This window comes from Streptomyces sp. CC228A, assembly GCF_021390935.1.
In the GTDB taxonomy this organism is placed as follows: domain Bacteria; phylum Actinomycetota; class Actinomycetes; order Streptomycetales; family Streptomycetaceae; genus Streptomyces.
This window is the reverse complement of record NZ_JAJPUI010000003.1, coordinates 219,909-238,353: the sequence shown is the minus strand read 5'-3', so window position 1 is coordinate 238,353 and position 18,445 is coordinate 219,909. Positions and strand designations below refer to the sequence as shown.

General features: G+C 72.6%; 18 protein-coding genes. 8 read left to right on the top strand and 10 right to left on the bottom strand.

What is annotated here, in order from left to right; all coding sequences use genetic code 11:
• Position 1: 1 nt before the first annotated feature.
• Complete coding sequence (locus L6E17_RS11005) at positions 2-2,422, bottom strand: glycoside hydrolase domain-containing protein (protein WP_236240597.1); 2,421 nt, start codon at positions 2,420-2,422, stop codon at positions 2-4.
• A gap of 136 nt (positions 2,423-2,558) precedes the next feature.
• Here L6E17_RS11005 and L6E17_RS11000 point away from each other — a divergent pair, with 136 nt between their 5' ends.
• Positions 2,559-3,155 carry a peptidoglycan-binding protein gene (locus tag L6E17_RS11000; RefSeq protein WP_236240596.1) on the top strand — a complete coding sequence of 199 codons (597 nt, stop codon included), beginning with the start codon at positions 2,559-2,561 and terminating at the stop codon, positions 3,153-3,155.
• On the opposite strand, the gene L6E17_RS10995 is transcribed toward L6E17_RS11000, so the two are convergent.
• Entirely contained in the window at positions 3,152-4,480 is a 1,329-nt protein-coding gene (locus tag L6E17_RS10995) for a protein kinase (RefSeq protein WP_236240595.1), read from the bottom strand. The genes L6E17_RS11000 and L6E17_RS10995 overlap by 4 nt on opposite strands.
• Complete coding sequence (locus tag L6E17_RS10990; protein WP_236240594.1) at positions 4,477-5,232, bottom strand: FHA domain-containing protein; 756 nt, start codon at positions 5,230-5,232, stop codon at positions 4,477-4,479. The genes L6E17_RS10995 and L6E17_RS10990 overlap by 4 nt, the downstream gene beginning before the upstream one ends.
• Before the next feature lie 162 nt (positions 5,233-5,394).
• On the opposite strand from L6E17_RS10990, the gene L6E17_RS30945 reads away from it, so the two are divergent.
• The gene (locus L6E17_RS30945; RefSeq protein ID WP_236240593.1) at positions 5,395-5,538 is read left to right on the top strand and encodes a hypothetical protein; all 144 of its coding nucleotides are present in this window, start codon (positions 5,395-5,397) and stop codon (positions 5,536-5,538) included.
• An 11-nt stretch (positions 5,539-5,549) separates the two neighbouring features.
• On the top strand, positions 5,550-5,810 hold the full coding sequence (locus L6E17_RS30940; RefSeq protein ID WP_236240592.1) for a Uma2 family endonuclease: 261 nt from the start codon (positions 5,550-5,552) through the stop codon (positions 5,808-5,810).
• Positions 5,811-6,028: 218 nt separating this feature from the next.
• Here the strand turns inward: L6E17_RS30940 and L6E17_RS10975 are convergent, their stop codons facing one another.
• Positions 6,029-6,445 carry an organic hydroperoxide resistance protein gene (locus L6E17_RS10975; RefSeq protein ID WP_236240591.1) on the bottom strand — a complete coding sequence of 139 codons (417 nt, stop codon included), beginning with the start codon at positions 6,443-6,445 and terminating at the stop codon, positions 6,029-6,031.
• A 131-nt stretch (positions 6,446-6,576) separates the two neighbouring features.
• Between L6E17_RS10975 and L6E17_RS10970 the strand changes: the two genes are divergently transcribed.
• Positions 6,577-7,089, top strand: a complete 513-nt coding sequence (locus L6E17_RS10970; RefSeq protein WP_236240590.1) for a MarR family winged helix-turn-helix transcriptional regulator — start codon at positions 6,577-6,579, stop codon at positions 7,087-7,089.
• A gap of 36 nt (positions 7,090-7,125) precedes the next feature.
• Here the strand turns inward: L6E17_RS10970 and L6E17_RS10965 are convergent, their stop codons facing one another.
• From L6E17_RS10965 to L6E17_RS10955, 3 genes are all read right to left on the bottom strand, one after another.
• Positions 7,126-8,442 (bottom strand): carboxyl transferase domain-containing protein, encoded by a 1,317-nt coding sequence (locus tag L6E17_RS10965; protein WP_236240882.1) that lies wholly within the window; start codon positions 8,440-8,442, stop codon positions 7,126-7,128.
• Positions 8,443-8,464: 22 nt separating this feature from the next.
• Positions 8,465-10,018, bottom strand: coding sequence for an acyl-CoA synthetase (locus L6E17_RS10960; protein WP_236240589.1), 1,554 nt, complete (start codon positions 10,016-10,018; stop codon positions 8,465-8,467).
• Between the two features lie 198 nt (positions 10,019-10,216).
• Complete coding sequence (locus tag L6E17_RS10955; protein WP_236240588.1) at positions 10,217-11,260, bottom strand: rod shape-determining protein; 1,044 nt, start codon at positions 11,258-11,260, stop codon at positions 10,217-10,219.
• A gap of 240 nt (positions 11,261-11,500) precedes the next feature.
• On the opposite strand from L6E17_RS10955, the gene L6E17_RS10950 reads away from it, so the two are divergent.
• Positions 11,501-11,749 carry an SCO4226 family nickel-binding protein gene (locus tag L6E17_RS10950; RefSeq protein WP_236240587.1) on the top strand — a complete coding sequence of 83 codons (249 nt, stop codon included), beginning with the start codon at positions 11,501-11,503 and terminating at the stop codon, positions 11,747-11,749.
• Between the two features lie 313 nt (positions 11,750-12,062).
• Here the strand turns inward: L6E17_RS10950 and L6E17_RS10945 are convergent, their stop codons facing one another.
• Positions 12,063-12,662: a hypothetical protein gene (locus L6E17_RS10945; RefSeq protein ID WP_236240586.1), complete on the bottom strand. Its 600-nt coding sequence runs from the start codon at positions 12,660-12,662 to the stop codon at positions 12,063-12,065.
• 1,438 nt (positions 12,663-14,100) lie between these two features.
• The gene (locus L6E17_RS10940; protein WP_236240585.1) at positions 14,101-14,538 is read right to left on the bottom strand and encodes a MarR family winged helix-turn-helix transcriptional regulator; all 438 of its coding nucleotides are present in this window, start codon (positions 14,536-14,538) and stop codon (positions 14,101-14,103) included.
• 88 nt (positions 14,539-14,626) lie between these two features.
• On the opposite strand from L6E17_RS10940, the gene L6E17_RS10935 reads away from it, so the two are divergent.
• Entirely contained in the window at positions 14,627-15,646 is a 1,020-nt protein-coding gene (locus tag L6E17_RS10935; RefSeq protein ID WP_236240584.1) for an NADP-dependent oxidoreductase, read from the top strand.
• Between the two features lie 65 nt (positions 15,647-15,711).
• A complete protein-coding gene (locus L6E17_RS10930; protein WP_236240583.1) occupies positions 15,712-16,134 on the top strand; it encodes an organic hydroperoxide resistance protein in 423 nt (140 codons plus the stop codon).
• Between the two features lie 150 nt (positions 16,135-16,284).
• On the opposite strand, the gene L6E17_RS10925 is transcribed toward L6E17_RS10930, so the two are convergent.
• Positions 16,285-17,451, bottom strand: coding sequence for a serine hydrolase domain-containing protein (locus L6E17_RS10925; RefSeq protein WP_236240582.1), 1,167 nt, complete (start codon positions 17,449-17,451; stop codon positions 16,285-16,287).
• A 51-nt stretch (positions 17,452-17,502) separates the two neighbouring features.
• Here L6E17_RS10925 and L6E17_RS10920 point away from each other — a divergent pair, with 51 nt between their 5' ends.
• Complete coding sequence (locus L6E17_RS10920; RefSeq protein ID WP_236240581.1) at positions 17,503-18,444, top strand: EI24 domain-containing protein; 942 nt, start codon at positions 17,503-17,505, stop codon at positions 18,442-18,444.
• Position 18,445 lies beyond the last annotated feature (1 nt).

The following is an 18,445-nucleotide window of genomic DNA, read 5'->3' as shown; positions in this document are numbered from 1 at the left end:
GTCATATGCCCTTCTCGGCGTCGGCGCGCTCCGCGAGCTCGAACGCGTAGGCGAGAACGAAGCCGGTCAGCAGGTCCGAGGCGATGTTGGCCGGACGGTCCTCCCCGCCGAGGCTCCAGCCACCACTCAGGAACCAGGAGCCCCCTCGCACTTCGATGTCCGAGTCCACGCCGAGGAGCATGTTCCTGGCGAGGGTCTGCGCTCTCCCGATGTCGCTGCTGAAACGATCCCTGAAGAACTGCGTGTAGCGCCGCTGGCAGACCCGGTCGCCGGCTGCCGGACTGTCGGTGCCGTAGTAACGGGCGAACGCTGTGGGGAGATTGATCTCCTCCGTCCTGATGAGCCGCATGATGTTGAACGCGTCGGTGTCCTGGACCCAGTCGTCGTTCGAGAACTTGGATACGGTGTCACGCCGTCCCAGGTAGTCCTGGGCGTACAGCATGGGGTTCGGGTACTGCTCCTTGACCGTCCGCCATCCTTCGTAGAACGACGCGAGGTCACCGGCCCAGCCGCCCATGTCCCCCACCGTCACGCGGTCGGCGGTCCCCGGAGACCTCAGGCACATCTCCAGGGTCGCCATCAGGTGCTCCGTACCGATGGGGGCCCCGGTCACCGGATCGGTGAAGTGCTTCTTGCCGGCGAGGGTGATCCCCTGCGCCGCCAGGTGCTCGATCCAGCCCTCGTCGATTCCTGATTCCAGGATCACGCGCCAGGCGAGGTTGCTGTACTTCTCCTGCCGGAAGAACACGCAGACGAGCCGGTACGGGTCGACTGCCGGGTTGTACTCCAGGGCCTCCGTGAACAGGCGCTGGATGAGGTCGATGAAGTCCTGTGCGGCGGAGCGGGCGGGATTGAGCACGGACGTGCCGGGGTCGGAGAAGCGGCGCCACACGTTCCGGTCGATCTCCCAGGCTTCGCCGAAACTTCCGCTGCCGTAGCTGAACGTGCCGTTGCGGATCTGGTTGAACGACCAGTTCGCGGGCAGCGGGTAGCCGAGGTTGCCGGAGAACCCCCAGGACAGGCCGGAGACGAACGACCAGGTGGCTCCGACGCGGCGGGTGACCGTGCTGCACACGTTCCGGGAGCCGTAGATGCCGTAGGTGTAGCGGTTCTTCCGGCCCAGGGCCGCGCGTACGCCGCGGAAGTAGTCGATGACCGCGTCCATGTCCGCCCCGGTGGCGTCGAAGTCCACGGCGAAATAGATGCAGGTGCCGCGGCCGAACCCGAACTCCCGCGCCCTCTTCTCGGCCACGTCGCCTTGCTCGAAACCCTTGTCGTACGTGAAGTTCCAGTTGTACTTGGCGTTCCACTGGAAGATCGGGTACACCTTCAGGCCGCCGCGGAGGATGTCGCTCAGCTCGGCACTGGTGAGCGCCTTCCCCAGGTAGTCCTTGTGTTCAGGGGGGAGGTGTTCGTCGAGGTAACGGCCCACGATCTGGAACCCGGCACGGCTGAGCGCCTGTGCGCGGGCGAAGGTGAGCGGTTCCGCCTCGTCGCACGCGGTGGTCGCGCGCAACTCGTTGCCGGTGGAGACCAGGAGCTGCGCCCAGGTGTCGAAGTTCGACTTGCCGGTCACGGAGAGCTGGCTGAACTTCTGGAAGGCCCGGACGAAGCTCTCCGTCTTGTCGATGTACTCGCGGCGGATCGCCGTCGTGGTCTCGCCCTCGCCCTCGACGACCGGCGAGTTGAACACGCACAGGGCCGTGAACAGATGGACCAGGTCTCCGCTGCTGCCCACGCTCAGGGTGGGCTGCTCCTTGAGCTTCGCCTTGGTGTTCGCGCCGAAGTACCCGCCGATCTCCGGGCGGGGAATGCCGATCTCGAACTGGAGGGCCTTCATCACGGCCTGCTGCACATCACGCGAGTAGAAGCCGTCGCATGGACTGAGGTCCATGGTGGTGATGTCCTCGCCGTACACGTAGTTCAGGTTGAGATGCTGCTGGAACGACCGGATCTCGGTGGTGCCGCCGGGGACACGCCGGAACTGGTCCATCCGCAGGAGCGCCTTGATGAACTGCACAAGGAGCCTGGTAGGGATGTTGGACATGGTGGCGGCCGAGGACAGCCCGGCGTCACCGATCAGGTCGTTCATCGAGTCGGTGGTCGTCGAGGTCCATCGACTTGCCGGTGAAGCGCCGGGGTACCCCTTGCACCACAGGGCGTAGTTGACGATGCGGACGATGTTGGCGTTGGACTCGGAGGGACGGATACCGCCGCGTGCCTCAAGGGCGCTGAACGTGCCCGGACCGAAGTTCCGTACGGTCGGGGAGATGCCCAGCTCGTGCTGGAGGCCCTGAGTGAGGCTGAGGACCGTCTCCCATCCGGTGCTGCCGTCCTCGGCGCAGCGCACATAGCCCTGGGCCACGCCGCTGTAGGTCTTGTTCACCCATTCCTGAGCCGCGAGCACATTGGGATCTTCCATGTGCTGACTGTCACCGAGGAGGGGGCCCGGGGTACCTCGAATAATCCAGGGTCACTTCGGGCTCGCTTGGGGCGATCCTGTGTCCGGCAAACGCAACCGGCTGGTCCGATCCGCTGGTTTGATTCGAGGGGGATCCATGAACAACAGAGCCTGGAAACTGGGGCTCGTCGCCCTGAGCGCGGCGATGGCTGCTGTCCTTCCCGCGAGCTCCGCGCAGGCGGCCTACGCGAGCAACTCCGGCTTCTACGGGACCAACTTCGTCGACGGCGGAGGCGTCCTCACCGACGACTTCGGCGACCACTTCAAGGAGCTCGGCAACTCGCTGTGCGTCGGCTGCGGGGAGTCGTCGGGCACGGACATCGTCCTGCTCTGGCAGACCATCCTGGTTGCCGAGCACTACCTGGACTTCCACGATGCCGACGGGTACTTCGGGCCCAAGACCAAGGAGGCCACCATCAAGTGGCAGCGGGCGGCCGGGCTCAGCGCCGACGGCATGGTCGGGGACGACACCTGGAGCAAGGCGGACGACCGGCTCGTCTGGGTCGGCAGCAACACCGTGCGGTACAAGAGCTCCGGCCTCTTCGGGTTCGTGGAACTCCACCGGGGAGACACCGCCAAGTACCGGGACGGCGGCGCCTACCACTTGCACAAGGTCATGCAGGGCGACGGCGTCCATGTCTACGAGAGCACGGGCACCCGCATCTTCCACCGGGTCAAGACCATCAGCTACTAGCGTTCCGCGCGCAGCGCGCGCCATGTCCCCGGGCCTACGAGTCCGTCCGCGTCCAGGCCCGCCCGCTTCTGGAAGGTGATGACGGCTCCGTGAGTCATGGGGCCGAAGTCGCCGTCCACTTCCCCGACTTCGGTGACGCCGTGCAGGTACCGCAGCAGACACTGGAGTTCACGGACCTGGCTGCCGCCGTCGCCGCGCTTGATGGTGAAGTCCCAGGTGCCGTTCTCGCCCGCGGTGTAGCCGCGGCCGTACTTCTTGTCCTCGTACACCGCGGGCTTCTCGCAGGTGGGTGGTGCGGACGCGGTGGCCGGGGGCTTGTCCCAGAGGGCGTAGGCCGCGGTCGCGGCGCTCAGCAGGGCCGCCGCCACGAGCGCGCTGACGAGTGTAGGGCGGCGCCGGGGGCGAAGGCGCGGCAAGCGGGGCGAGCGGCCGGCGCCCGCGGCGTCCTCCACACGGCGCAGCAGCTCCTGTGCGGTGGGGCGTTCGGCGTGAGCGGCGGCCAGGCAGTCCCGGACGATCTCCCTCCAGGCGTCCGGGAGTTCGGGAGACAGGCGGAGCTCCTCGGTGCCGCGCGCGTAGCGCGTCGCCGCGTCGCAGCGGGCCTCCGTGGTGCTGCCCGGGAGCGGGAAGGTGCCGGTCAGGACGGTGTGCGCCAGGACGCCGAAGGCCCATATGTCCGCCGACGGGCGGATACGGGTTCCCCGCTCGTCCATCTCCGGCCGGAGAAGTTCCGGCGGGGTGTAGTCGGGGGTCGCGAACGGAGGCGCGTACGCATGCGTGCCCTTGAGTTCGGCGGCCATGTTGAAGTCGGCCAGCCTCGCCGAAGAGTCCTTCATCAGCAGGACGTTGGCCGGCTTCAGGTCGCCGTGCACCCAGCCCGCGTGGTGCAACTGGTGCAGGCCCTCGCAGATCTGCGCGAGCAGCGCCGGTCCCGCGTCCGGCTTCGGTGCCTGATCGAGTACGGCGTCCAGGGAGCCCTCGGCCCGTTCCAGTACGAGGACGGTGGCGCCGTCGAGCTCCGGGTGGCCGGGGTCGTCCACGGTCAGGGTGTCGTACATCCGGATCAGGCGCGGCGCGCGCAGCCTGCTCAGCAACTCCACCTCCCGCTCGGCCAGTTCCCGCAGGTGATGCAGCTGACGCGGGGTGCGCGTGCCGGTCGGCAGGAACTTCAGCGCCACCTGGTCGGGCAGCCCCTCAGCCGGGGAGCCGGTGCGCCGGGCCGCGTAGACCGTGGAGAACGCGCCGGACGCCAGCGGTGCACGGACCTCCCAGCACCCGACCGTGTAGCCCTTGGGGACGGGCACCACGTAGGACCGCTCAGTCATCGGTCCACTTCGCTCACAGCCGGGGCGAGCACCACGAGGTCGCCCTCGTGTACGAGGTCGAAGCGGAGGGCAAGGGAGACCAAGGACTCCTTCTTGCCGTTGGTGCGCTTGCCCGGTTCCGCCGTGTCCGGGCCGGGGCGCAGGCGCAGCTTCACGCACAGGTAGTCGATGTTCCAGTAGACCGCGGAGCGGCTGGCCCCGGGCCAGACCGGCCGCAGGCGTTCCACCAGCTCCTCCACGCAGGGCAGTGGTGCGTGCGGTTCGCCGCGCAGGCGGGGTTCGCACAGTGCGGCGAGGACCGCGAAGTAGCGCTTCGTGCGGTCCAGGGCGAAGGACGGTGCGGTCAGCGTTCCCGCGAGTCCGTGGCGGTCCACGCTGCGGAACGCGTGATCGGGAGCCCAGACGTCGAAGGAGAGCAGGTCGCCCGCGGCGGGAAGCACCACCCGCGAGAACTCGAACGACACCGGCGCGTCCAGTCTGCCCGGCGCGACCTTGATGTGTTCGCCAGCGCCTTCCGGGTTCTCCACCACGTAGGTCTGGTTCTCGCTGAAGTTGCTCAGCAGCCAGAAGCGCTGGTGCGCCGTGATCTCGCCGGCGATCCGGGGCACTCCCTCGTGCGCAATGGCGAGACCGCCGCCGTCCTGGGCCGCTCGCCCGAAGGCGAGCCGTTCACCGCTGGAGATTCTGATCTGGTCGGCGGTCCGGTTCTCCGGATCTCCGTATGACGGTGGCACGACAATGACACTGTGCACGGACACGATCCTCCCCCGATTCATGCGGGCGTGACTCTCACCCTGGCCGGCCCACGAGCGGAAGACTAGGGATGCCAGAGAGCGCTCGCAAACCTCTCTGGACGCTGGGCGAGCCGGTGAAGCACTCCGGCACGATCAAAGTCGTTGCAGTACGACACGATCGTGTCGCTCGGGCGCCACGCGAAGACCGTCTCGGATGTCTGTCTCGACTTCCCGGCGGACGAGAACTCCGCCCCCGATCTCGCGATCCTGCGCGAGGACTCCCAGAGGGTGGGCAAGCGCTACAGCTTCGAGACGACCTGCTGATCGCGGAGGTGGTGTCCGTCTCCTCGGCCCGCAAGGACTACGACGACTGCACCGCCAAGTACGGCCGCTACTGCATCCCCGTCTACCTGGTGGTGGACCCGTACACGGCGGAAGTCGTCGTCCACACCCAGCCCACCGGATCCGGCTGCATCGCGGCACACACGCACAAGTACGGCATTGGAAAGCTCCCCATCGATCTCGCCGATGGGCGCACCTTCACCCTTGACCTGGACGAGCTGCCCCGACCTGAACCGGAGGTCGGCGCGCGCTGACGGGGCCGCCGTTGGCGGCCGGGAATGCGTCGGCGTCCTGTCGGCAGATGCATGACGTAGCGTGACCACCCGCCGGGTACGCCTGGTGGGTGTGCGGACGGCGGACCTGACGCGGCCTCGTGGCGATTCGGGGGCGGGCATCGGAAGCCTGTACGTGCAGCGGGCCCCGGACCTCCACTCGGAGGTCAGGGGCCCGCCGCACGCCGGCCGGTCCGTCGTCACTCGACGACGAGCCGCACGTCGATGTTGCCGCGCGTGGCCTTGGAGTACGGGCAGTACGCGTGGGTCTTCTCCAGCAGTTCGCGGCCCGGCTCGCCTTCCAGGTGGGCGGGCATCTCGGCGCGCAGGACGACCGCCAGGCCGAAGCCGCCGTCCTTCTCGTCCTTGCCGATGCTGACCTCGGCGGTGATCGAGACGTCCTTGACGTCGATCTTCTCCTGGCGCGCTATCGACCCCATCGCGCTGGCGAAGCACGCCGCGTAGCCCGCGGCGAAGAGCTGCTCCGGGTTCGTGCCCTGGCCGTTGCCGCCGAGGGCCTGCGGGAAGCCGAGCGGCAGGTCGATCTGGCCGTCGGAGCTGACGGCCCGGCCCTCGCGGCCGTTGGCGGTGGCGACGGCGGTGTACAGGGCGTTCATGTGTCCCGTCCTTCTTCTCTCGTCTCGTCCCGCCCGGCGGGGCGGCACTGCATCATTTATAGCCCGCAATTCAATTGTGCACAACTGAATCGGGTGTGAGGTAGATGGCCGTGTGGCGTTAGCCTGGAGGCATGGACGCGCCCGGCACCCCGCAGGACGAGGACTTCCTGCGCCTCGACCACCAGATCTGCTTCTCCCTGCACGCCGCCACCCGCGCCTTCAACGGCGTGTACCGCGTCGCGCTCAAGGACCTGGGACTGACCTACCCGCAGTACCTGGTGATGCTGGTCCTGTGGGAGCGGGGCGAACTCCCCGTCAAGCGCATCGGGGAGCTGCTGCGGCTGGACTCCGGCACGCTGTCGCCGCTGCTGAAGCGGCTGGAGGCGGCCGGCTACGTGGAGCGGCGGCGCAGCGCCGAGGACGAGCGGTCCGTGACCGTGCGCCCCACCGCCGAGGGCGCCGCCCTGAGGGAGCAGGCACGGCGGCTGCCCCGGCGCATGGCGGAGGTGACCGGCCTGTCCCTCACCGAGGTCCGCGACCTGCGCGACCGCCTCAACACGCTGACCGCGGCCCTGGACGGCGCGCTGCCGGGGGTGGCGCAGGGGCGGGAGCCGGGCGCGCAGGGGCGGGAGCCGGTCGAGTAGGGGCCGGGTGAGCAGGAGCAGCCCGGGGGCGGGGCGTCACACGATGCCCCGGACCACCCCCAGCTCCACCAGGTCCTGCGGGCGCAGGCGCAGCTGCTCCGCCGTGTGCGGGGCTTCCTGCGGCGGCCGCTTCAGTATGGCCGCGGCCGGCTCCGGGGCGATGACCGAGAAGTAGCTGTCCGGGGTGGCCCAGGTGTTGCCGGGGGCGGCGAGGGCGAGCGCGCCGCCCGAACCCCCCTCGCCGACCACCAGCGTCGTCACCGGCACCCGCACCTCCGCGACTGCGGCGAACAGCTCGGCGATCGCCGCTCCCGCGCCCGTGCGCTCCGCCTCCGTGCCGTTCGCGGCACCCGGCGTGTCGACCAGCGTCAGCACCGGCAGCCCCCACCGGTCCGCGAGCCGGACGACACGCGTCGCGGTGCGGTAGCCGGCGGGCCTGGTCGCGGTCCCGCACTGGGCGACGTAGGCGATGCCGTACCCGTCCCGCAGGCCCACCCCGCACCGCACCCCCGGGTCCGTACCGCCGCAGCGGTCGCCGACCAGGGGCAGCCGCCGGTCGAAGTACGCGTCCAGGTAGGCGTCCGCGCGCGGCCGCCCCGGCTCGCGGGCCCGCAGCACCGCCTCCCAGCCGGTCTCCGGCAGATCCGCGCGGCCCAGTGCGCCGGGCGGCGGCACGGGACCGGCCGCGGGGCGCGACAGGGCCGCCAGCCAGTGCCCCAGCACCGTGCGGAGCTCCGTCGCCGGCACCACGGCGTCCACCTGGCCCGCCGCGAGCTGCCCCTCCGCCGTGTACGCCGCCGGGTCCGCGTCCGGGGGCCGCACCCGTGAGCCGGCGAAACCGATCTGCGCCCCCGGCAGCGCCAGCAGGACGTCCGCGCCCGCGCCGACCGTCGCCCAGCCGCCGCCCGTCGCCGGGTCCCTCAACACCGTGACGTGCCCGACGCCCGCCTGGCGCAGCAGCACCGCCTCCCGCGCCACCCGCTGCAACTGCGTCAGCGCGACCATGCCCTCCTGCATCCGGCTGCCGCCCGTCGCCACCAGGGACACGAGCGGCACGCCCCGCTCCCGCGCCAGCCGGTAGGCGGCGCAGATCCGGTCCCCGGTGCCCTGCCCCAGCGAACCGCCCAGGAAGCCGAACTCGAAGGCCAGCAGCACGCAGACAAGCCCCGACACCTGCGCCTCGCCGTACACCACCGACTCGTCCTCGCCGGTGCGCCCGGCCGCCCGCGCCCGTGCTTCCCCGTACCCGTCCCAGCCGAGCGGGCCGTCCGGCGGGCGGGGACCCCCCGGTGCCGGCGGCCGCTGCTCGGTGAACGCTTCCGCGACCAAAGCGATCACCTGCCGGGCCGTCAGCCGCCCGGCTCGCTCCGCCCGCTCAGACACGGAGGGCCCGCTTCACGACCTTGCCCATGTCGTTGCGGGGCAGTGCGTCCAGCCTGCGGACCACCCGGGGACGCTTGTGCGGGGCGAGTTGGGCCGCGACGTGGTCGGCGAGCTCCCGGTCCGTCGGCGGAGCGGCGGGGTCCGCCGGGACGATCCAGGCCACGATCCGCTCGCCCAGGTCGGCGTCCGGCTCGCCGGTCACCGCGGCCTCCCTCACGCCCGGATGGTCCAGCAGCACGTTCTCGATCTCCCCGGCGCCGATCTTGTAGCCGCCGCTCTTGATGAGGTCGGTGGCGCGCCGGCCCACGAGCCGTACGGAGCCGTCCGCCTCCAGCACCGCCATGTCGCCGGTGCGGAACCAGTCCCCGTCGAAGGCCGCTGCCGTGGCGTCCGGCCGGTTCAGGTACGCGGTGAACAGGTTCGGGCCGCGCACCTGCACCTCGCCGATCGTCTCCCCGTCGAGGGCGGTGACCGGCGTCCCGTCGTCGTGGACCAGCCGCAGGTCCACGCCCGGCAGCGGCAGCCCGACGGAGCCGGGGCGGTCCGGTTCGGCGCCCGCCCGGACGCTGGTCAGCATGAGCGTCTCCGTCATCCCGTACCGCTCCACGACCCGCCTGCCGGTCGCCGCGGTGAGCCGCTCGTGGTCGGGCAGCGGCAGCGCGGCCGACCCGGAGACCAGCAGCCGGGCGCCCGCGAGGGCCTTCCGCAGCTCGCGGTCGGTGTCGAGGGCCCGCGCCAGCCGGTGGTACATGGTGGGCACGCCGAAGAGCATCGTCCCACCGGACATGAGCTCCCGGGCGACGCCCTCCGCGGAGAAGCCGCCCAGGTGCCGCAGGCTCCCGCCCCGGCGCAGCGGGCCGAGGACGCCGAGGACGAGGCCGTGCACGTGGAACAGCGGCAGGGCGTGCACGAGGACGTCGTCGGCGGTCCACGCCCAGGCGTCCGCGACCGCGTCCAGCGTGGCGGCGAGGGCCCGCCGGGGGAGGACGGCGCCCTTGGGCGGGCCGGTGGTGCCGGAGGTGTAGATGACGAGGGCGGGAGCCGAGGGGCCGGGTTCCGTCCGTACGTCGGAGCCGGCCCCTGCGACGCCGTGCTCTGCGCGTACGTCGGACTCTGTGCGCACGTCGGACTCTGTGCGCACGTCGGACTCTGTGCTTGCGTCGGAGTCCGTCCGTACGACGCCGTGCTCCGTCCGTACGTCGATACGCGGCAGGTGCGCCAGGGACGCGGGCAGTTCGTCACCGGGGGCGGCGAGCACCGCGTCGGGGGCGCTGTCGGTGACGATGTGGGTCAGCTCGCGCGGTCCGGTCCTCGGATTGAGCGGTACGGCGGGGACTCCCGCGCGCAGCGCGGCGACCACCGCCACTGCCGTCTCCAGGGTGGGCGTCGCCCACACCGCGACACGGCGGGCACCGGCGAACCGGGGCGTCAGCGCGGCGGCGGCCGCATGGAGCTGACCGTACGACAGGGCGCGCTCGCCGAAGCGCAGCGCGGGCCGCGGGTCGTCGTCCGGTCCGGCGGCGAGGGCCGGGAAGAGAGCATCCACGGGTCGTCGTCCTCCTCGTGTCACGGCGGTCACGGCAGGGGCGGTGCGGCCCCCATGGTCGCAGCCGAAGACCCCGGCGGGGCGTGACGCCTACGCCGGGGCCTTGAGAGTCCCGTCACAGCTCCGCGGAGACCGGTGGACGGGCGAACCGCCGGCCCGTAGGCCTTGGGGCCTGGCCGCCTCCGTGAGCGGCGCTGCTCAGTCCGCTTCCGTGAGCGTCGCCATGGCCAGCGGCTCGGTGCGGCCTTCCAGCATCTCGCCCAGCCCGAGGACCGCGCACACGTCGGGCCGCTCCGCGATGGCCACTGGCATGCCGGTGGCGTCCCGCAGCATCTGGTCCAGCCCCGGCAGGCGGGCGCTGCCGCCGACCATGGTGATGCCCCGGTCGGCCAGATCCGCGACCAGGTCGGGCGGGCAGTCGCGCAGCACCTTCCCGATACCGTCGAGCACCGCCGTCAGCGGGGTGTGGATGGCCCGCCGGACGGCCGCCGTGTCCACGTGCACGGAGCGGGCCAGGCCCGTCGCCACGTCCCGGCCGTGGATCTCGGTCGAGGACGGGCCGTGCGAGGTGAGGCCGTTGCCGTGCAGGGCGATCTGGAGCGGCCGCACGGACTGGGACGGCAGCATCAGCTCGTGCTGGTGGCGCAGGTACTGGATGACGGCGTGGTCGATGGCGTTGCCGCCCACGGGGATGCGCTCGGCCGTGACGATGGAGCCGAGCGACAACACCGCGACCTGGGTGGTCGCCGCCCCGCACACCATGATCATGCTGGCGGTCGGCTGGGCCACGGGCAGCCCGCAGCCGACCGCCGCCGCGATCAGGGTGTCCACCAGCTCCACGCGCCGCGCCCCGAGCCCGACGAGCGTCTCGACGGTGGCGCGCTGCGCCAGGGGGTCGCTGTCGTGCGGGGTGCAGGCGGCGGCCCGCAGCACCGGCTTGCGGCGCAGCTGGCGGCGCAGCTTCTCGCCCAGGAGGTGGCGGAGCATCCGCTGGGCCATCTCGATGTCGACGACGGACCCGCCGGACACGGGGCGGGCCACGCGGATGTAGTCCGGGGTGCGACCGGTCATCTTCTCGGCGAAGTCCCCGACGGCGATCAGGGCGCCGGTGTGGGTGTTCACAGCGGCGACGCTCGGTTCGTCGACGACCAGCCCGGCGCCCTTGACGAAGACGCGGGTCCTCGCGGCCCCGAGGTCGACGGCGACATGGCAACGGCGCAACTGCTCAAGACTGACGGTCACGGCGGATCCTCCCGAGTGCGGTGTGTGTCTGCATCGTGCGGTCCGCGCGGGCGTCGCGCGCGCTGGGCTGCGCCGCTCGGGGGCTGCGCCGCTCGGGGGCTTCGGCGCGACGGGGCTTCGGCGCGACGGGGCGGGAGAGCGGGCGGAGCATGGAAGAGGGGGGTGTGGCGGGGGAGGCGCGGTGGGGAGGTCCAGGCCGAACCGAGGACCGGAGGGGGAGGGAACGGAGGTGCAGGCGCCATGGGCACGTTCATGGATGTGCACTACGGGATGAAGGGCATCACAGCGGATCAGCTGCGGGAGGCGCACCAGGCGGATCTGTCCCACGAGAAGGCGGAGGCCGTCCACTTCGAGAAGGCGTGGGCCGACCCGAAGGAGGGGGTCGTGTACTGCCTCTCCACGGCTCCGTCGGCCGAGGCCGTGCAGCGGGTGCACGAGAAGTCGGGGCACCTGGCGGACGAGATCCACGAAGTGCCGATCACGGTGTGACCGCTCATCGTCGCGGCGCGGGCCATCGGAGCCCGCGCCGTCGCCGGTCACGGGCCCAACAGCCCGGCCCCGAGCGCGGCAGGGTCGGGTGCCGCGCTCGGGGCTGGGTGCAGCAGCTTGGTCGGGTGCCGCGCTCGGGGCCGGGTGCCGCAGCTTGGTCGGGTGCCGCGCTCGGGGCTGGGTGCAGCAGCTTGGTCGGGTGCCGCGCTCAGGGTCGGGTGCCGCGGCAGGGCCGGGTGCCGCAGCCAGCGGCCAGCGGCCAGCAGCCGGCAGCCCGCCGCCAGCCGACCGCGCGCGGGCCGGGAGCCCGGCGTCAGCCGTCTGCACGCAGGCCGCCGGGCGGGTCCGCCAGGCGCTGGAACAGGCCCCAGGTGAAGTCCGCGATCCGCTCCCGCCCGCCCGGGGCCGTGAAGGCCAGCCGTGTCCGTGTCGGCGCGTCACCCGGCAGCGGCCGCGCGGGCGGGAAGGCGCGGGCCACCTCCTCGATCGTGCACGCCCAGGGCCGCAGGTCGGCGACGGTACGCAAGGTCGGTGCGGGCGCGCCCGGCGCACGGACCAGCCATTCGTTCCACACCGCACCGCTGCCGGCTGCCGCCAGCACCTCGAAGCGGAGGTCCGGCCACAGTGGCAGCCGCCACGCCAGGGCCTCGCACTCCAGGTCGCCGACGGTGCGCCGCGCCCTGCTCTCGGGCTGGCCCAGCACGGAGCGGTAGCGCGCGAGGGCGCCGCGGGTCCGGCGCGAGCGGACCATGGCCTGCCAGCGGCGGTTGGCCTCCCGCATGTCCCCGGCGGACGCCCCGAGCGCACGGCGGGCGTCATCCGCCAGCGACGGCTGGTGGTCGGCCAGACGGCGCAGCAGGACGAGCTGGAAATCGCGGGGGCCGAACGGGGCGGCGGGGGAGGCGGAGGCCATGACGCCATCCTGCCCCGATCCCGCCGGGGCTTGACTGGGCGGCATGCTCCCTGCTGTCCGTCCCGGAGCCTCGCGGTGACCCCTCGGCAAGGGCCGATCACCGTACGCCACACGCAGCACATGGGTCAGCACGTTTCACACAACACCCTCACATGCTCCCCTGCCGCGCAGGCCCGCGCGCCGCATACTCTGCGGGCGCCATGGATTACTGCCACCCGTGTCAGCGGCACCTGAACGGAGCTCTGGCATGCGCCGGGTGCGGCACGCCGGCCGAGCAGCTCCGACACCACGCCCCCGACACCCTCCCCCACACCCCCCACGCCGACCCCCACGGCGCCGCCCCTGACTCCCGCCCCCGTTTCGCCCCCGGTCTCCCCGACCTGCACACCGCAGCCCACTCCCACGACCCGTACGGCACCCCCACCGCCGAGTCCGCCACCGACGGGGGTGCCGGTGTGCACGGCGGCGCTGCCGGGGCAGCCGCCCACCACGCTGTGGACGCCGTCCCGCACGTACCGCCGGCCCCGACGTCCCCCGCTGCCCCTGAAGGGACCGGCGCCGAGCCGCCCGCCCACGAAGCGGACCAGGTCGTCGAGCTGGCCCGGCACGCGGAGGGGCGGACCGGCGCCTCGCGGAGGGCCGGGGCCTCGCGCGGGGCCGTACCGGCGGGTCCCCGGGGCGGGCGGGCCGCGGCGCGCTCGGCCGACCGGAGGGCGCGGCGGCGGCGCGGCCGGAACGTCCTGCTCGGCGTCGGAGGGCTGGTTCTGGCTCTGGTGGCCCTCGGGCTGGCCGGACTGGCGATGGACCGCTTGCCGTCGGACGGGGGCGCAGCGTCCGCCGTGCGGCAGGAGGACCGGCCGGCCGACCCGGCACCACTGCCCGTGCCGTCGGAGGGCGTGGCGGCGCCGTCGGAACCGGCCGGGGCGTCGCCGTCCTCCGCGGAGTCCGCGGAACCGTCCGACGACGCCTCCGCGACGGGCGGCTACAGCAGCGGCGGCGGGCCCGGCGGACCCGGCGGGGGCGGCCCCGCCTCGGGCGCTCCGCCGTGCCGGCGGACGCGTCGGCGACGTCCGGCGGCGAGGCGGGCGGCCAAGGCGCCGGGACCGGCGCCACGGGCGGTTCCGGGGCGGGCGGTACGGCCGGCGGAGGGCCGGAAGAGGACGGTGACGGGGACCAGGAGCCGGACGCGGGCGGGGAGAGGCCCAGCCGAGCGGCACGCCCCGTCCTTCCGGGTCCGCGTCCGACGGGGCCTCCCCGCCGCCGGGCGATCCCGATCCCTCGGCGACGAGCACGCCGGAGCCTGAGCCCTCGCCCACCGAGACGTGCACGCCGTGGCTGTGGTGGTGCTTCTGACGCGGCTCGGCCGCATGCGCTGGGGCGCTCCCGCTCCGGCGGCGCCGCCCGCTGACGGCGGCGCCGCCCGCTGACGGCGGCGCCGTCAGTCGGGGGCGTCGCCGAGCATGCGGCGCAGCAGGTCCCGCAGCAGGGTGCGCTCCGCGACGGACAGCCCGGCGAGGGGCTCGCGGGCGAAGTCCAGCGCGTCCCGCAGCCGCCGGGCCGTGGCGCGCCCCTCGTCCGTGGGCGCCGCCAGCTTGACGCGGCGGTCCGCTGGATCCGGGCGCCGCTCCACCAGTCCGCGGCCTTCCAGCCGGTCGACGATCCCGGTGATGTTCGAAGGCTCGCACCGCAGGGACACGGCGATGCGCCGCATCGGCATGGGCTCCAGTGCGAGCAGGCTCAGCACCCGTGCCTGCGCGCCGGTCAGCGAGTGCTGTGCGGCGGCCTGCTCGTACTCCTCGTGGTAGCGGGACACGACCGTGCCGATGAGTTCCACGACCTCGCGGGTGAGCGGATCCGTGCGTGTGCTGTGGGCCATGCACACAGCCTACCCGCTTTACTTGACAACCTGAAATATCAAGGAGCATGGTTGTTTCAGGTCATGAAGCATTCTTGGAGGCATCAGCATGTCCGGACTCCCCGCCACCAGCCGTGAATGGCACCTCGTCGCCCGCCCGCAGGGCTGGCCCGCACCGGAGGACTTCGCCCTGCGCGAGGCGCCGGTCTCCGCGCCGGGCGAGGGCCGCATCCTCGTGCGCAACCTGCACTTCTCGGTGGACCCGTACATGCGCGGCCGGATGAACGACGTGAAGTCGTACGTCGATCCGTACGCGCTCGACCGGCCGATGGAAGGCGGCGCCGTGGGCGAGGTCATCGCCTCCGAAGCCGAGGGCTTCGACGTCGGCGACCATGTGCTGCACGGCCTCGGCTGGCGCGAGTACGCGGAGGTGGAGGCCCGGCACGCCGCCAAGGTCGACGCTTGCCTCGCGCCGCTCAGCTATTACCTGGGCGTCCTCGGCATGCCCGGGCTCACGGCCTACGCGGGCCTCCTGGAGGTCGCCTCCTTCAAGGAGGGCGACGCGGTGTTCGTCTCCGGCGCCGCCGGCGCCGTGGGCAGCCTCGTCGGCCAGATCGCCAGGCTCAAGGGCGCCTCCCGCGTCGTCGGCTCGGCCGGGTCCGACGAGAAGGTCCGCAAGCTGGTCGAGGGCTACGGCTTCGACGCCGCCTTCAACTACAAGAGCGGCCCCGTCAAGGACCAGCTGAAGAAGGCCGCACCGGACGGGATCGACGTCTACTTCGACAACGTCGGCGGCGAGCACCTCGAAGCCGCCATCTCCGCGCTCAACGTGCACGGGCGTGCCGCGCTCTGCGGCATGATCGCCCAGTACAACGACACCGAGCCGGCGCCCGGCCCGCGCAACCTCATACAGGCCATCTCCAAGCGGCTGCGCCTCCAGGGCGTGCTGGTCGGCGACCACTACGGCATGCAGCAGCGTTTCGTCGAGGAGGTCTCCGGCTGGCTGCGGTCCGGCGAGATGACGTACGACGAGACCGTCGTCGAGGGCATCGAGAACGGCGTCGAGGCGTTCCTCGGCATGCTGCGCGGCGCCAACACCGGCAAGATGATCGTCTCGCTGACCCGCTAGGCTGCCTCCTGGCCGTCGCGATCGTGGGCGCGAGTCGCGGCGACGACACAGGAGGAAACTCTCACATGTCCATACAGCAGTCCGACGTCCTGTACACCGCCGTCGCCACCGCCGAGAACGGCCGCGACGGGCGCGTCGCCACCGACGACGGCAAGCTCGACGTGGTCGTGAACCCGCCCAAGGAGATGGGCGGCTCCGGGGAGGGCACCAACCCGGAGCAGCTCTTCGCCGCCGGCTACAGCGCCTGCTTCCAGGGCGCGCTCGGCGTCGTCGCCCGCCAGGAGGGCGCCGACATCGCCGGGTCGACCGTCACCGCCGAGGTCGGCATCGGCAAGAACGCCGAGGGCTTCGGCCTCATCGTCAGGATCTCCGCGAGCATCCCGAACGTGAGCACCGCCACCGCCAAGGAACTCATCGAGAAGGCCCACCAGGTCTGCCCGTACTCCAAGGCGACCCGCGGCAACATCACGGTCGAGCTCGCCGTCTGACGGCTGCGGCAGGACGAGGGCCGCACCCCGCGGGGGTGCGGCCCTTCGCCGTACCGCCGGAGCCACGGTGTGCCCCCGTGCGTCCGGCGCCCTGCCGTCCGCGCGCGGCTCCGCGAGGCCGCGTACGCGAGGCTCCGCGCGTACGCGGCCTCAGCGGGTCGCCGCGCGGTGCACCGCCGCCACCAGGTCCACGTTCTCGGGTGCGGCCCCGCCCGGGTAGGCGAACCGCCGCCGGGTGTAGCCGTACGCCAGGCCCGCCCGCGGGTCCGCGAAGGCCTGCGAACCGCCCGCGCCGCTGTGGCCGAAGGAGCCCGCGCCCAGCCACGGGTAGCGCACCGTCGGGTCCTGGAAGCCCAGGACGAACGCCCCGTGCACGCGGGTCACCACGTCGAAGCCGTGCGCGTGGACCTGGCCGAACTCCGCGACCGTGTCCGGTTTCAGCAGCGGCGCGTGGCCCCCGTCCAGGACTCCGACGGCCGCCGCGTACATCCCTGCCAGCCCGCGGGCGGACGCCACCCCGCCCACCGACGCGGGCCCCTTGGCCCGCACGAGACGGCTGTTCGGCAGCGACTCCAGGTCCGTCGGGTGATCGCCGTGCCTGTTGAAGGAGATGGCTTCCAGCGTGGCCGGCCCCTGCGGCCCGGACCCCGGCTCCGCCCGCTGCTCCGGAGTGGTGTCCATCGGCAGCAGCGAGCGGAAGCGGTGCTCCAGCTCCTCCGGCAGCCCGAGGAAGAAGCCGAGCCCGTACGGGGCGCGGATCCGCTCCTCGTACACCTGCTGCAGCGTCCGCCCGGTTGCCCGGAACACCACCTCACCGGTGAGCGCCCCGATCGTCAGCGCGTGGTAGCCGAAGGCCGCACCGGGCCGCCAGTACGGGCGGTGCCCGGCGAGCCGCGCGGCGAGTGCCCGGTCGTCGGCCAGCTCCCCGGGCGTGAAGCCGGTGTCCGTGCCGACCAGTCCGGCCTGGTGGGCAAGCAGCTGCCGCAGGGTGACGTCCTCCTTGCCGCCCGCCGCGAACTCCGGCCAGTACGACGCCACCGGGCGGTCCGGTTCCAGGACCCCGTCCTGCACGAGCAGGGCGACCACCAGGTGCGCGGCGCCCTTGGTGGAGGAGAACACCCCGAACAGCGTGTCACCGTCGACCTCGTCGGACTCCGGACCCGCCCACAGGTCGACGACCTTCCGCCCCCGGACGTACGCCGCGAGCTGGCCCGCGTAGTCGGGACGCTCCTGGGCCACCACGGCGGCGAATGCGTCCCGCACGTCCCCGTACCCCTCCGCCACGCCACCCCGGACTTCGTTCGGCACCCCGGACATACGCGTTCCCCTACTCGTCCGACTCTTCGCGACCCTCGATAGGGTGACCCCATGCGTGATCTTGCCAAGGGTTTCCGCCACCTGCTCGCCGGACAGCGGTGGGTCGCCCGGAACGGCCGCTGGTTCGGCATCGGGCTGCTGCCCGGGCTCATCACCCTCGTCCTCTACGCCGGCGCCCTCGTCGGGCTCGGGTACGGCGCGGGCGACCTGACCGCCTGGGTGACTCCCTTCGCCGACGACTGGGCGTCCCCGTGGCAGGGCCTCTTCCGGGGCTTCCTCACCGCGCTGGTCTTCGCCCTCGGCCTCTTCCTCGCCGTGGTCACGTTCACCGCGGTGACACTGATCGTCGGCCAGCCCTTCTACGAGTCGCTCTCCGAGGAGGTCGACCGCAGCGAGGGCGGGAAGGTGCCCGTCTCCGGGCTGCCGCTGTGGCGGGAACTGTGGATCTCGGCCTGGGACAGCCTGCGCGTGCTGCTGCGGGTGCTCCTGTGGGGCATCCTGCTCTTCGCCCTCGGATTCATCCCCGTCGTCGGCCAGACCGTCGTCCCCGTGGTCGGCTTCTGCGTGTCGGGCTTCTTCCTCGCGGAGGAGCTCACGGCCGTCGCGCTCCAGCGCCGCCGCGTGCGGCTGAAGGACCGCCTCGTCCTCCTGCGGGGCCGCCGCCTGCTGACCCTCGGCTTCGGCGTGCCGCTGGCCCTTGCCTACCTCGTGCCGTTCGCGGCCGTCTTCCTGATGCCGGGCGCGGTGGCCGGCGCCACCCTGCTGGCACGCGAACTGACCGGCGAGGACGGCGGGCCGCTGCCCGGCGTGGCGCCCGGGCAGCCGTCACCGCACGCCCAGCCGCTCCCGCCGCAGGCGCACCCCGACGCCCAGCCGACCCACCAGCAGCCCGCCCACCCGCAGCGGACGCACCAGCAGGACGCCCACCCGCAGCCGCCCGCCCACCCGCCGACACCGCAGGCGCCCGGGGCGTACGGCCTGCCGAAGGACTAGA

What these genes read in the sequence shown, in the direction of transcription:
- L6E17_RS11005 (WP_236240597.1), bottom strand. Translation starts at nt 2,422, where the DNA reads ATGGAAGATCCCAATGTGCTCGCGGCTCAGGAATGGGTGAACAAGACC.
- L6E17_RS11000 (WP_236240596.1), top strand. Translation starts at nt 2,559, where the DNA reads ATGAACAACAGAGCCTGGAAACTGGGGCTCGTCGCCCTGAGCGCGGCG.
- L6E17_RS10995 (WP_236240595.1), bottom strand. Translation starts at nt 4,480, where the DNA reads ATGACTGAGCGGTCCTACGTGGTGCCCGTCCCCAAGGGCTACACGGTC.
- L6E17_RS10975 (WP_236240591.1), bottom strand. Translation starts at nt 6,445, where the DNA reads ATGAACGCCCTGTACACCGCCGTCGCCACCGCCAACGGCCGCGAGGGC.
- L6E17_RS10970 (WP_236240590.1), top strand. Translation starts at nt 6,577, where the DNA reads ATGGACGCGCCCGGCACCCCGCAGGACGAGGACTTCCTGCGCCTCGAC.
- L6E17_RS10950 (WP_236240587.1), top strand. Translation starts at nt 11,501, where the DNA reads ATGGGCACGTTCATGGATGTGCACTACGGGATGAAGGGCATCACAGCG.
- L6E17_RS10945 (WP_236240586.1), bottom strand. Translation starts at nt 12,662, where the DNA reads ATGGCCTCCGCCTCCCCCGCCGCCCCGTTCGGCCCCCGCGATTTCCAG.
- L6E17_RS10940 (WP_236240585.1), bottom strand. Translation starts at nt 14,538, where the DNA reads ATGGCCCACAGCACACGCACGGATCCGCTCACCCGCGAGGTCGTGGAA.
- L6E17_RS10935 (WP_236240584.1), top strand. Translation starts at nt 14,627, where the DNA reads ATGTCCGGACTCCCCGCCACCAGCCGTGAATGGCACCTCGTCGCCCGC.
- L6E17_RS10930 (WP_236240583.1), top strand. Translation starts at nt 15,712, where the DNA reads ATGTCCATACAGCAGTCCGACGTCCTGTACACCGCCGTCGCCACCGCC.
- L6E17_RS10925 (WP_236240582.1), bottom strand. Translation starts at nt 17,451, where the DNA reads ATGTCCGGGGTGCCGAACGAAGTCCGGGGTGGCGTGGCGGAGGGGTAC.
- L6E17_RS10920 (WP_236240581.1), top strand. Translation starts at nt 17,503, where the DNA reads ATGCGTGATCTTGCCAAGGGTTTCCGCCACCTGCTCGCCGGACAGCGG.